This is a genomic window from Asinibacterium sp. OR53 (assembly GCF_000515315.1).
GTDB lineage: Bacteria > Bacteroidota > Bacteroidia > Chitinophagales > Chitinophagaceae > Sediminibacterium.
This window is the reverse complement of record NZ_KI911562.1, coordinates 1,951,474-1,964,105: the sequence shown is the minus strand read 5'-3', so window position 1 is coordinate 1,964,105 and position 12,632 is coordinate 1,951,474. Positions and strand designations below refer to the sequence as shown.

General features: G+C 46.1%; 11 protein-coding genes. 7 read left to right on the top strand and 4 right to left on the bottom strand.

The features are described from left to right. Window positions 1-14: 14 nt before the first annotated feature. Window positions 15-1,619, bottom strand: a complete 1,605-nt coding sequence (gene pckA / locus SEDOR53_RS0108735; protein WP_051416563.1) for a phosphoenolpyruvate carboxykinase (ATP) — start codon at window positions 1,617-1,619, stop codon at window positions 15-17. 258 nt (window positions 1,620-1,877) lie between these two features. Here pckA and SEDOR53_RS0108730 point away from each other — a divergent pair, with 258 nt between their 5' ends. Beyond that, the gene (locus SEDOR53_RS0108730; RefSeq protein WP_037360862.1) at window positions 1,878-3,299 is read left to right on the top strand and encodes an FAD-binding oxidoreductase; all 1,422 of its coding nucleotides are present in this window, start codon (window positions 1,878-1,880) and stop codon (window positions 3,297-3,299) included. A gap of 33 nt (window positions 3,300-3,332) precedes the next feature. Beyond that, complete coding sequence (locus tag SEDOR53_RS17525) at window positions 3,333-3,923, top strand: hypothetical protein (RefSeq protein ID WP_051416562.1); 591 nt, start codon at window positions 3,333-3,335, stop codon at window positions 3,921-3,923. On the opposite strand, the gene SEDOR53_RS0108720 is transcribed toward SEDOR53_RS17525, so the two are convergent. Continuing rightward, on the bottom strand, window positions 3,907-4,446 hold the full coding sequence (locus SEDOR53_RS0108720; protein ID WP_026769385.1) for a TIGR00730 family Rossman fold protein: 540 nt from the start codon (window positions 4,444-4,446) through the stop codon (window positions 3,907-3,909). The genes SEDOR53_RS17525 and SEDOR53_RS0108720 overlap by 17 nt on opposite strands. A 73-nt stretch (window positions 4,447-4,519) precedes the next feature. Between SEDOR53_RS0108720 and SEDOR53_RS0108715 the strand changes: the two genes are divergently transcribed. Genes SEDOR53_RS0108715 through SEDOR53_RS17515 form a run of 5 tightly spaced genes read left to right on the top strand, consistent with a single transcriptional unit; the run spans window position 4,520 to window position 10,061 of the window. After that, window positions 4,520-5,977 carry a sodium:solute symporter gene (locus tag SEDOR53_RS0108715; protein WP_026769384.1) on the top strand — a complete coding sequence of 486 codons (1,458 nt, stop codon included), beginning with the start codon at window positions 4,520-4,522 and terminating at the stop codon, window positions 5,975-5,977. An 11-nt stretch (window positions 5,978-5,988) separates the two neighbouring features. Next, window positions 5,989-6,627, top strand: coding sequence for an O-methyltransferase (locus SEDOR53_RS0108710; protein ID WP_026769383.1), 639 nt, complete (start codon window positions 5,989-5,991; stop codon window positions 6,625-6,627). A 2-nt stretch (window positions 6,628-6,629) separates the two neighbouring features. Continuing rightward, window positions 6,630-7,718, top strand: coding sequence for a glucosaminidase domain-containing protein (locus SEDOR53_RS18550; RefSeq protein WP_051416561.1), 1,089 nt, complete (start codon window positions 6,630-6,632; stop codon window positions 7,716-7,718). A gap of 6 nt (window positions 7,719-7,724) precedes the next feature. Then, window positions 7,725-8,267 (top strand): hypoxanthine phosphoribosyltransferase, encoded by a 543-nt coding sequence (gene hpt, locus SEDOR53_RS0108700; protein ID WP_026769382.1) that lies wholly within the window; start codon window positions 7,725-7,727, stop codon window positions 8,265-8,267. Between the two features lie 51 nt (window positions 8,268-8,318). Beyond that, window positions 8,319-10,061, top strand: coding sequence for a VWA domain-containing protein (locus tag SEDOR53_RS17515; protein WP_051416560.1), 1,743 nt, complete (start codon window positions 8,319-8,321; stop codon window positions 10,059-10,061). Window positions 10,062-10,077: 16 nt separating this feature from the next. Here SEDOR53_RS17515 and SEDOR53_RS0108690 read toward each other — a convergent pair whose 3' ends face one another. Then, a complete protein-coding gene (locus tag SEDOR53_RS0108690) occupies window positions 10,078-12,210 on the bottom strand; it encodes an N-acetylmuramoyl-L-alanine amidase (RefSeq protein ID WP_026769381.1) in 2,133 nt (710 codons plus the stop codon). 11 nt (window positions 12,211-12,221) lie between these two features. Further along, on the bottom strand, window positions 12,222-12,584 hold the full coding sequence (locus SEDOR53_RS0108685) for a BlaI/MecI/CopY family transcriptional regulator (RefSeq protein ID WP_026769380.1): 363 nt from the start codon (window positions 12,582-12,584) through the stop codon (window positions 12,222-12,224). Window positions 12,585-12,632: the final 48 nt, after the last annotated feature.

Here is a 12,632-nt window from a genome sequence, read left to right as displayed (position 1 = left end):
GGGACAATTATTTTTTAGGGTGTAGGCGCCGCAGCCAGTATTTCTTCGCTGACACCTCCCGCATATTTTTCAAAGTTTTTAATGAATTGCCTGGCCAGGTCTTTACATTTCGCATCATAGGCAGTTTGATCGGCCCAGGTGCTGCGTGGATCTAAAATTTCTGATGGCACGCCGGGGCATGCATCGGGTATCATCATACCGAATACCGGGTGCGCTTTGTATTGTGCGTAATCGAGTTGTCCGTTCAATGCCGCAGTGATCATGGCCCTTGTGTATGACAGTTTCACGCGATTACCCGCACCACAACATCCGCCACTCCATCCGGTATTCACCATCCACACATTCACGCGATGGGCTTTCATTTTTTCGCCGAGCATTTCAGCATAACGACCGGGGTGCAAAGGCAGGAAGGGTGCACCGAAACAGGCGCTGAAAGTTGATTTGGGTTCTGTAACACCGGCTTCTGTTCCCGCCACTTTAGCCGTATAACCGCTGATGAACTGGTACATGGCCTGACCGGGGTTCAGCTTACTAATGGGTGGCAGTACGCCATTGGCATCGCAAGTGAGAAAGAATATATTTTTAGGTAAGCCCCCCATAGCAGGTTCCTGTGCGTTGCTGATATAATGTAAAGGATATGATACCCGTGTATTCTCTGTGATGGCTTTGCTGGCAAAATCAATGCGGCGGGTTCCATTAATGAAGCCCACATTTTCTACCAATGCGCCGGGGCGGATGGCGTGGTAAATTTCCGGTTCTTTTTCTTCACTCAGGTCAATGGTTTTGGCATAACAGCCGCCTTCAAAATTGAAAACGCCCTGGTTGGTCCATCCATGTTCATCATCCCCGATCAGTTTGCGGTCTGGGTCGGCACTGAGTGTAGTCTTGCCTGTGCCACTCAATCCAAAGAAAATGGCTACATCGCCTTTCTCCCCCATGTTGGCGCTGCAGTGCATGCTCAACACCTGCCTGTTTTGTGGTAATATATAATTAAGGATGGTGAAAATACCTTTCTTGATCTCGCCGGTATAACCGGTACCGCCAATAAGAATGGCTTTATGTGTAAAAGAGATCACCGCAAAATTGTGTTGCCTGGTGCCATCTACTGCGGGGTCGGCTTTGAAGCCGGGTGCATGGATAATATGCCAGTCGGCCTGAAAGCCCTCCAGTTCGCGCTCTTCTGGGCGCAGGAACATATTATGCGCAAAGAGATTGCAAGACGGCTGCTCATTGATGACCCGTATGTTTATACGATAAGCCGGATCGGCACAGGCATAAGCGTCCCTGATCCATACTTCCGGCTGGCGGTTCAGGTAATCGAGCAGCTTTTTTCTGAGTTGGTGAAAATATTTTTCTTCGATGGGTATGTTGAAATTATTCCAGTCAACCGTGTTTTCGGTGATGGCATCTTTAACGGTGAATTTGTCGAGCGGACTGCGGCCGGTGAATTCACCGGTATGGATACACAAAGCGCCGGTATCGCTTAAAAGTCCCTGTCCGCGTAATATGGTCTGTTCGGTCAACTCTTCAGGTGAAAGCTGGTAATGAACCGACCGGCAGGATCCAAGACCCAGGGAAACCAGTGTTTTGTCTGACAGCATAATAGGGGTACTCAGCATAATACGAACAATCGTTTGTTAGCAGACAAAAGTAAGTGTTTGCCCGTTGTGATCATTTCATTATGTGGGTCTTACACGTTGGACTTTATCAATTGTTTTTACCGATTACTGTATAATTTCAAAAAAACTGAAGCTGCTTTGTAGTTTTTTGCATGCATACCATTGAAAAATTAAACGATTTGTAAAAAAAATTGCCGCAAACAATGTTAATCGCCCCTTAGTTCTCCTGTTAAGCATCTATTTTTACAAAAAAAATATATGCGGGCTGTGGCGCCGAAAGGATTAGTGACTACCGATCATTTGAAACAATTCAAAGCCATCATAGGAGAACAGTTTGTACTGGCCGATGAGGAAACCCTAACCCATTACGGTCATGATGAAACAGAACATTTATCCTATCTCCCCGAAGTGGTACTGAAACCCCGTACTGCGGAGGAAATAGCGGCTATCATGCGTTTGTGCAATGAATATCATATCCCTGTTACCCCAAGGGGTGCCGGAACCGGATTGAGTGGTGGTGCACTGCCACATTTAGGCGGTGTACTGCTTTCAAGCGAACGGATGAATAGCATCCTGGAAATAGATGAACGCAACCTGCAGGTAACTACCGAGCCGGGTGTGATCACTGAAGTATTGCAAAATGCAGTGAAAGAAAAAGGGCTTTTCTATCCACCCGACCCCAGCAGTCGCGGTAGTTGTTTTATTGGCGGCAATATTGCCGAGAACAGCGGCGGCCCCAAAGCGGTGAAATATGGTGTGGTGAAAGATTATGTGCTGAACCTCGAGGTGGTATTGCCCAATGGCGAGATCATCTGGACGGGCGCCAATGTATTGAAGAATTCAACCGGTTATAACCTTACGCAGTTGCTCGTAGGCAGCGAAGGCACATTGGGCATCGTTACCAAGATCGTGTTGAAGCTGATACCCTTACCCAAATATGATCTGCTGATGCTGGTGCCCTTTGCTTCCCTGGAAAAAGCCAGCGAAGCGGTGAGTGCTATTTTCCGTGCAGGCTTTGTGCCCAGCGGATTGGAACTGGTAGAAATCGATGCATTGAAAATTGTGAGCCAGTTTGTAGACAGCAGCGCTGTTCCGGTGAATGACGATATTGCCGCGCACCTGATCATTGAAGTAGATGGCAATAACATGGATGTGCTCATGGGCGAGATGGAAGCCATTGCCGAATTGCTCACGCAATTCGAAGCAGGGGAAGTATTTTTTGCCGATGATGCCCAGCAAAAAACTGAATTGTGGAAACTGCGCCGCCGTGTAGCCGAAGCGGTGAAAACATCGGGCTATACCATTGAAGAAGATGCGGTAGTGCCCAGGGCCGAATTGCCTGCACTCATCAAAGGTGTGAAGCAATTAGGCAAACAATATGGGTTTCATGCAGTATGTTATGGACATGCCGGGGACGGTAACCTGCACATACGCATCAACCATCCTACGATTAAAAACAGTCACGGCAATGCAGAGATGACCGCCGCTTTGCAGGCATTGTTTGAACTGGTGAAAAGCCTGGGTGGTACCATCAGCGGTGAACACGGTATAGGACTGATACAAAAACCCTATCTCCATACTGTTTTCAGGGAAGCCAACCTGCACCTGATGCGCGAGATCAAAAAAGTATTCGACCCTAATAATATTTTAAACGCCGGTAAAATATTCGACCTCAATTAAAGGAGGTGTAGATTTGTCTTAAATCCAATGATGATGAAAAAAGGATTGATCACCTGTTTAACATTGCTCTTGTGTGCGGGACTTTTTGCACAAGACAGCACTGAAACAGAACAAAAAGGAAAATTCAAAAGAGAGAATATCTTTCTGGGCACCAGCCTCAACCTCGGGTTTGCCAGTCGTTCATTCAATGTGGGACTGAACCCGGAGATTGGTTACAGCATCAATAACTGGCTTGATTGCGGCCTCGCTTTCAATGTCAATTATTTTTCACAGAATGCATCTGATTATGATCCTACCCGTTACAGAAATTTTAATTTCGGTGGCGGTACTTTTTTGAGAATATGGCCGGTAAGCTTCCTGCACCTGCAGGTACAGCCCGAATATAACTGGATCAATTCTTCACAGAAAGTGGGATCGCAGCCCAGCGTTACCTATCATTTCAACGCAGCCAGTTTGTTACTGGGCGTTGGTTACGGTGCCAGGATCATTGGCAGGCAATACCAGTACATCACCCTGATGATCGATGTGCTGCAAAATGCCAACTCGCCTTATCGCGACAGCTACAATGATCCGCTGCCCGTTTTCAGAGCAGGCTTTGGCATTTATCTCAATAAAAAGCGCTGATGGCCGCTGCGGGAGTATCATATACCAGCAGTCTTTCCTGCCAGTTCTCATAAAGGAATCCTTTTTGCCACATGGCTTGAAGATGTGTCACCAGTGTATCGTAAAATCCTGCTGTATTCAGCAGGATTATTTTTTTGTTGTGTATCTGTAAAGTATTCCAGGTAAGCATCTCAAACAATTCATCGAGTGTACCATTTCCTCCCGGCAATACCACCGCCATATCGCAGAGATCATACATCATTTTCTTGCGCGTGTGCATATCGGATACTACATGCAATTCTGTGATCCCTTCGTGGTGGTGTTCCCAGGTCAGTAAGAGTTCCGGTATTACACCGATCACTTTCCCGCCGCCATCCATAACGGCATTGGCCACAGCAGCCATCAGTCCTTTGTTGCCACCACCATACACCAATGTGATATTACGTTCGGCCATAAGCCTGCCCAACGCTTTCGCATCCTGCTCAAAAAGAGGATCCGATCCGCTTTTCGAGCCACAGAAAACGGCTATTCGCTTCTCCTGCATACCGCAATTTTGTCAACAAAGTAAGAGAATTGGATATAGTCTTGTGCATTATCTTTACTTAAACCAAATATAGATGTCTCCCCTTCTGCTCTTTTCTTTTGTTATAGGTTATTTTTTGATATTGCTGGTAGTAGCCTGGTACACCGGCAGGAACAGCAACAACGATTCTTTTTTTATTGGTAACCGGAACAGCAACTGGATGCTGGTTGCGTTTGGCATGATCGGCACATCGCTGAGCGGTGTTACGTTCGTAAGCGTACCCGGTGCTGTGGCCCGGGAATCGTTTGCTTATTTCCAGATCACCCTGGGTTACCTGCTGGGTTATTTAGTGATCGCTTTTGTTTTATTGCCATTGTATTACCGGCTCAACCTCACTTCTATTTACAATTACCTGAGCAGCCGCCTGGGTTTCACATCTTATAAAACAGGCGCTTCTTTTTTCATCCTTTCACGCACCCTCGGCGCCACGGCAAGGTTATACCTGGTGGTAAAAATATTACAGGATGCCATCCTGGAAAGTTTTCATGTTCCCTTCTGGCTCACCACACTCATCATACTGGCCATGATATTGCTGTACACTTATGAAGGGGGGGTGAAGACCATTGTATGGACTGATACACTGCAGACCTCCTGCATGTTGCTGGGCCTTGTGATCTGTGTCTATTATATCCTGAATCACCTGCACCTGGGTGTGGGCGAAAGTTTGGCTGCTATGCGTGAAAAAGGGTATGACAGGATTTTCTTCACCGACCCACACAGCAAGTTCTTCTTTTTAAAACAGATCCTGGCCGGCGCTTTCGTTACCATTACCATGACGGGGATGGACCAGGAAATGATGCAGAAAAACATTTCGGTTAAAACATTGAAAGACTCTCAGAAAAATGTGGTTACCCTGGGTTTCATCATGCTGGTGGTGATCTTTTTGTTCCTGTTCCTCGGCGGACTCCTCTACCTGTTTGCCGGAACGCAACAGGTAACAGCTACCGGAGATGCACTCTTCCCTGCGATTGCCCTGAATCACATGCCTAAAATGGTATCTGTGATCTTTATCATCGCACTGATCTCGGCCCTGTTCCCCAGTGCCGATGGTGCCATTACCGCGCTCACTTCTTCCTTCTGTATCGATATCCTGGGTATGCAAAGGCGTAACGATTGGAATGATGCACAAAAGAAAAAGATCCGCCAGCGCATACACCTGGGCGTTGCCTGTCTCTTCCTGCTTTTTGTAATGGTGTACAAGTGGGTAGACAGCAGCAGTATGATCGGCGTGATATTGAAAGTGGCTGCTTATACTTATGGTCCCCTGCTGGGTCTTTTCACTTTCGGCATACTGCTCAAAAGAAATGTGCAGGACCGGCTGGTACCCCTCGTTTGTATACTCTCGCCATTGCTATGCCTGGTGATTGACAAATACCAGAAAGCACTTTTCGGCTCTTTTGAGATCGGACTGGAACTCCTGATCATCAACGGGTTGATCACTTTTACAGGCCTGTGGCTCATTTCAAGCCCTGCTGTTAAGCAAAAAGCATAGATATTTGCGCAATGGATATGATCTCCCCCCTCGTTGATGCTTATGCGCTGCAGTATACATCGCCCGAAGAAGCGTTGATGCAGGAGATCAATGAATTTACCATGCGCAATCACCCGCAGTCGAATATGCTGAGCGGACATGTGCAGGGAAAATTATTAGCCTTCATCAGTACTATTCTGCGTCCCAAATACGTTTTAGAGGTAGGGACTTTCGTTGGCTACAGTGGCCTCTACCTGGCACAGGGTTTGTCGCCAGATGGTGAGTTGCATACCCTGGAGTTAAGGGAAGAGGACGCTCAAACTGCCCGTGGGTATTTTGCCAGGAGTGAAAAAGGCAACCAGATACATTTACATACGGGCAACGCGCTGGAGCTGATACCCCGGATTGACAGGAAATGGGACCTGGTGTTCATCGATGCAGATAAAACCGGCTATATCGATTATTACGAGCTGGTGGTTCCCCGCCTGAACGACCGCGGCATTATACTGGCCGACAATGTGCTCTTTCATGGCGAAGTATTGGAAGAACCCATAAAAGGTAAAAATGCCAAAGCGATCCAGGCTTTCAATGAGCATGTGAAGCAGGATCCCAGAACAGAACAAATTTTATTAACCGTCAGGGATGGTTTGCTCCTTATAAAAAAGAAATAGGCATGATGAAGAAACTGATTTTGTTGGTATGTCTGGGCTTATGTTTCAACGCGGCTATGTCGCAGAGCGAAAGGGCAACGACTTATATCAATACTTATAAAGAACTGGCTATTGCCGAAATGATCCGGTCGGGCGTGCCGGCATCCATTACCCTGGCGCAGGGCATACTGGAATCGGATTACGGCGAAAGTGAGCTGGCGCAAAAATCGAACAACCATTTCGGCATCAAATGCAAAACGGAATGGACTGGTCCCAAAACCTACCACGACGATGATGAGCGCGGGGAATGTTTTCGCGTTTACGCATCTGCTGCAGCATCCTATCGCGATCATTCCGACTTTCTGAAGAACAGGCCCTATTATACCGATCTTTTCAAACTCGATCCCACCGACGATGCAGGATGGGCTTATGGTTTGAAAAAAGCTGGCTATGCCACAGAGCGCGATTACCCGCAGCGCCTGCTGAAACTCATCAACGATTATGATCTGCACAAATACAATCTCGTAGCCCTCGACAGGATCAAAAACGGAACGCCTGCTTCTAATACAACTGCATCTGTTAAAGCAGTTTCTGAAGATGCTGTTCCCGGTTCTATTAATCTTGCTCCCACCAAGACTACTGTAACAGAGGAAACAATGGAAGAAGATCATGCAGAAGAAAACTTACCACATGCTTCCACTGTTACAAGCAAAAAAGTCCAGCCTTCTAATTATCCTGCGGGAACCATTTTTACTATCAACCATACCAAAGTGATCTACGCCGCAGAAGGTACATCCCTGCTGGCTTTGGCCGGACAATACGATATCAGCCTGGGCAAATTGCTGGATTTCAATGAGCTGAAAGAGATGGATGTGCTTGATACCGACAGATTACTCTTCCTGGAAAGAAAAATGAAAAGAGGCGCTACCGACATTCACATTGTGTCCGAAAATGAAAGCCTCTATGATATTGCACAGAAAGAAGGCGTAAGGATGGAGAGCCTGATGGAATACAACAACCTGAAAAAAGATACCCGGCTTTCTGCTGGCCAGAAATTAAACCTTCGCGCTGCCGGTCCTGTTGTGGCCAAATCAACCAAAGCTTCTAAATAACTGCTTATGTCAGTGATTACTGTTCACGATAAATCCTTCATTTCTTATCTGCCCGAATCATTGATACTGGAAAAGATTAAAGCGCTGGCGGATGAATTGAACCGGGATTATGCCGGCAAGAAGCCTTTGTTCATTGCCATACTGAACGGTTCCTTCATGTTCGCATCCGACCTGTTCAAGGAGCTGCATATCGATGCAGAGATCAGTTTCATTAAGCTGGCTTCTTACAAAGGCACCAAATCTACCGGGCATGTGATCACGGCTATTGGACTGGATATCGATATTACCGACAGACATGTAGTGATACTGGAAGATATCATCGATACCGGCAAGACCATGAATGAGTTCCTGCCACAGATACGCAACCAACAGCCGGCTTCCTTGAAAATTGCAGTGCTGCTGCACAAGCCCGATGCCACTGTATTTCCTATACAAATTGATTATTGCTGTTTTTCCATCCCCAACAAATTTGTGGTAGGTTATGGTCTCGATTACGATGGTCTGGGCAGGAATATCCGCGAATTATACCAGCTCGCAACAGAAGCCTAGCGTGTAAATACGCGTTTTTTTCAGTAAATTGTAGTAAATCCATGCAAACAGATGAAAGCTGTCGCCTGGTTATTACTTGCTTGTTCTTTTCCCTGCCTGCTTATGGGGCAGAACTACCTGCGTGGTGAAGTAAGGGATGAGCAGGGGCATTTATTACAGGGCGTACGCATACAACTGGCCAGTACAGGCACTTATCCATATTATACCGGCAACCTGGGCAGCTTTGGCATCCCTTCTTCCAGGCTCATTGATACCATCACATTGTCTTACGAAGGTTATGATACCCTGCGTACTGCCATCGATACCAGGAAGCCCCAGTTCTTCGTTTTGAAAATGCAGCCCGAGCTGGCAAATTTTTACCGGTCCAGGCTCAGCTCTCTCACCAACCATCTTCAAACAGAAACCGCTTTACCTGCGGCTGTATTGGGCGAGAGTTATAGCGACATCGTAGAAAACCGTTTTATCCGGGCATCACAATATCCCGAAACGGGTTTTGCATTGAACATCGACAAAGCTTCCTACAGCAATATCCGCCGTTTCATTCACAACAACATGCGGGTGCCCGTGCATGCGATCCGTATTGAAGAAATGCTCAATTATTTCAGTTATCCCGCTGCTGAAAATTCACGTGCCTTTACCTGCCAGACAACCGTTACTTCCTGCCCCTGGCAGCAGGAACATCAACTGCTGTTTCTTCATATTCATGCACCGCAATTGCAACTTGACAGCGTGCCTCCTTCCAATCTTGTTTTTTTGATCGATGTGTCCGGCTCGATGGATAAGTCCAACCGGCTGCCTTTGCTGCAGTCGGCATTCAAATTATTGGCAGATAATTTACGTCCGCAGGATACCATCAGTATCATGACTTATGGCGGTAATGTACGTATAGCCCTGGCTCCGACCGGAGGCGCAGAAAAGAAAAAGATCAAAGCAGTCATTGATTCGCTGAGTGCTGCGGGAGATACACCGGGTGCCGGAGCCATCCAGCAGGCTTATGCATTGGCTTCGCATACTTATATGCGCAATGGCAACAACAGGGTGATACTGGCTACCGATGGGGATTTCAACGTGGGACAATCATCGGAAAAAGAGCTGGAAGACCTGATTGTTCAATATCGCAAAAGCGGCATCTACCTTACTTGCCTGGGCGTAGGCATGGGCAATTACAAAGACAGCAAGCTGGAAGTGCTGGCTAAAAAAGGCAATGGCAATTTTGCTTATCTGGATCATTTGGGCGAAGCACAAAAAGTATTGGTAACCGAATTCACACAAACATTGTATGCTGTTGCCAAGAATGCAACGGTTACCGTTCGCTTCAATCCCAGCCTTGTCAAAACCTATCGCCTGATTGGCTTTGACAACAAGAGAACCGCTTTGAACGATAGCACCCGCGAATTGGAAGGCGGAGAAATCGGCAGTGGACATGCCCTGATGGCTTTGTTTGAAATAGAACCGGCAACTACTCATTCATCAACAGAAAACCTGGCCTCTATTGATTTACGCTACCAGCTTCCCGACAGTGCATCTTTTATGCATCATGCATTTACGGCATCTTATCAACCCATAGCAATTGAAAAAGCCGAACATGCTTACCAGTTCGCTGCGGCTGTAAGCATGTTCGGCGCGGTATTGAAAGGTTCGCCTTATACAAAAGATATCACTTTAGAGAAAGTGCTGGCATTCGCTGAACCTGTTGTTGACCCTGCTAATATTCAGCAAGAGGAACTATTGCAACTTATCAAACAAGCTATTGAAATATATCATCCTTCAAAGAAGCGAAAAAAGAAAAAATGAAAATGCTATTACCAGCTCAATCTTCTGCAATAACGAATGTAACTTTCCGGCTACACCTGCTGGTTACTTTTACTCCATTTTGCATGGCGGGTAACCAAGATGGTCCTTTTGCAACAACTCTTATCGCTTCGTTTGCAGTTCCATAACCCGGATCATTCTCAGCTTTGACATCACTCACATTCCCATCCCTGTCTACAACAAAAGAAACGAATACTTTATAAGTACCTGGAGGCGCTCCTTTTTTAACCGGTATGCTGGCGTCTACACTTCTCCCCAGGTATTTTGAGAAGCCATCAGCACCTCCCGGAAACTCAGCAGGGGTCAGTGTATCAGCTCTATTACTTACCTTTTTATTCTGATTATTTTTTGTGGTTATTTCTATTACCCCATTTCGGCCTTCCGCACCATATTTTTCAGAAGCAGCCTCGTCTTTTAAAACACTAATATTGTCAATATTATTTGGCTCCAATTTTAATTCTTTCAATCCCTTCCGTCCCATTTTTTCTCCGTCAACTACAAACAAAGGGTGAGCCGCAGTATCTTTTACTTTCACTCCTATGGTAGTATCTACCGGAATGAAGGTGGTTTGATTTTCATGAGCCGATAAATATTGCTGGATACCAGTCAATATAGCGCCGGCCATTTTTTGCTGGTAAGCAGTGCTCTTCAGGTTGGCCATATCTACCTGGTTAGACATGAACCCTGCTTCTATCAATACAGAAGGGCAATTCACTTCCTGCAATACCCAGATGCCCTTGCGGCTGGATTGTATGCCGCGGAGTTTGTTCACTCCCTCGAGTGAAGACGCCATATAATTGGCCAGTCTGTAATTGGCCTGGTAGTCCTTCGCTTTTTCTTTACCGGCAATCAACAGCTCTATGCCTTGGGTTGAAGTGGAAGCTGTGTTATCGCAGTGCAGTGAAATAAAAAGATCGGGATGTTGCGCATTCGCCAGTTGCGCTTTTTCTGTTACCGGCTGAAAAACATCGCTCTCCCTGGTAAGTACGATCTTAACACGATCATTGCTGTTCATGGATTTAATTTTTTGCGCCAGTTCCAACGCAATGTCTTTTTCAATGGATCCGTCGGCACCAACAGCACCTCGGTCTTGTCCGCCATGACCCGCATCGATCACAACGGTGTATGATTTATTCAATGTATACGATACAGGTGAGATATCTTCCAGGCCTTTCACAGGGATTTTACTTACATCGTTCACAATGGTTTTCACCATATTGTCTATCATGGTTTCTACCGATATGGCTTGATGTCTTTCTTTGTTACGAAAAGCAAAGAGCACTACTACTACAGCCAGCAGCGGCAGTACCACCAGCCTTCTTACATAGGTAAACCTCGGGTTTTTATTGTTGGCGAGCATTTGTAACCTCCTTTTAATGGGTGAAAAAAAGAATGGATTAGTGAGTGCAAAATGTTGTTGCGGGTAAGCGGCTGTGAGTAGCATCTGCGCCAGTGAGGCAGTGTCGCCATTCACAACGGCTTTCTTATCGGCAATGAATTCATGGATCATATCCATTTCGCGGCGCAGCAGCCAGAAGAAAGGATTAAACCATCCCAGCACCAATACCAATTGCATAAACAATTTATCTATCGAATGTTTTTGGCGCACATGCGTTAATTCGTGCTGTAGTATCTGTTTACCTGATTCGCTTCGCAGGTCTATGTCTTCATTCCAGAAAATATACCGGAAGAAAGAAAACGGGGTTCCCTTGGCGCGGGTAAGGATGAGGTAAACATCTTCTACATTGCGACAGGAATGCATTTTGAGCAAGCGATACAAATGTATCAGGGTTTTGATGGCAAACAGCAGGATAAGGCCCGCCACTGCAACATAGAGTGCTGCTGCTGTATCCCAGTTCCACAGAAAGCCTTTATGCTGTATCGTTTCTTCCATTTCCGAATTGCTATCGGCTACCACATACAACCATCGCATCATATCCTGGTTACTGGCCTGCGGCCTGTTCCATTGTATTTTGATCAGCGGAACCGTCCAGGATAAAAGCGCTACGGCCAGCAAATAAAAGCGGTTGTACTGGTGAAACCGTTTATTACGCAGTACCAGCCAGTAATATCCCATCATAACAGCACTGCATACGATCACTTGCAGGAAATAATAAGCAATAGCAAGCATGGCAAAGGGTTTTATGATTTTTTATTTTTGAGCTGTTGCAGCAGTAACTCCAATTCTTTCACACTGATATCTTTCTGTTTCAACATAAAAGAAACAGCGTTGCTGAAAGAACCTTCGAAGTAGCCCTCCACCATGTTACGGATATAACTGGATGAGTACTCCTCTTTCGATACCAGCGGATAATACTGGTGTACCCTGCCAATTGGCGTAATGCCTACAAAGCCTTTATCAACCAGTATTTTCACAATGGTGGCTACCGTATTGGAATGAGGCCGTGGTTCCGGCTGTGCTTCCACAATGTCTTTGAGGAATGCTTTGTTGAGCCGCCAGATGCTCTGCATGATCTGTTCTTCTGCTTTTGTTAAGGATCTCATTAGGGGGATGTGTTAATTGAATCCAAACATAAAACTATTTATTTAGTT

What these genes read in the sequence shown, in the direction of transcription:
- pckA (WP_051416563.1), bottom strand. Translation starts at nt 1,619, where the DNA reads ATGCTGAGTACCCCTATTATGCTGTCAGACAAAACACTGGTTTCCCTG.
- SEDOR53_RS0108730 (WP_037360862.1), top strand. Translation starts at nt 1,878, where the DNA reads ATGCGGGCTGTGGCGCCGAAAGGATTAGTGACTACCGATCATTTGAAA.
- SEDOR53_RS17525 (WP_051416562.1), top strand. Translation starts at nt 3,333, where the DNA reads ATGAAAAAAGGATTGATCACCTGTTTAACATTGCTCTTGTGTGCGGGA.
- SEDOR53_RS0108720 (WP_026769385.1), bottom strand. Translation starts at nt 4,446, where the DNA reads ATGCAGGAGAAGCGAATAGCCGTTTTCTGTGGCTCGAAAAGCGGATCG.
- SEDOR53_RS0108715 (WP_026769384.1), top strand. Translation starts at nt 4,520, where the DNA reads ATGTCTCCCCTTCTGCTCTTTTCTTTTGTTATAGGTTATTTTTTGATA.
- SEDOR53_RS0108710 (WP_026769383.1), top strand. Translation starts at nt 5,989, where the DNA reads ATGGATATGATCTCCCCCCTCGTTGATGCTTATGCGCTGCAGTATACA.
- SEDOR53_RS18550 (WP_051416561.1), top strand. Translation starts at nt 6,630, where the DNA reads ATGATGAAGAAACTGATTTTGTTGGTATGTCTGGGCTTATGTTTCAAC.
- hpt (WP_026769382.1), top strand. Translation starts at nt 7,725, where the DNA reads ATGTCAGTGATTACTGTTCACGATAAATCCTTCATTTCTTATCTGCCC.
- SEDOR53_RS17515 (WP_051416560.1), top strand. Translation starts at nt 8,319, where the DNA reads ATGAAAGCTGTCGCCTGGTTATTACTTGCTTGTTCTTTTCCCTGCCTG.
- SEDOR53_RS0108690 (WP_026769381.1), bottom strand. Translation starts at nt 12,210, where the DNA reads ATGCTTGCTATTGCTTATTATTTCCTGCAAGTGATCGTATGCAGTGCT.
- SEDOR53_RS0108685 (WP_026769380.1), bottom strand. Translation starts at nt 12,584, where the DNA reads ATGAGATCCTTAACAAAAGCAGAAGAACAGATCATGCAGAGCATCTGG.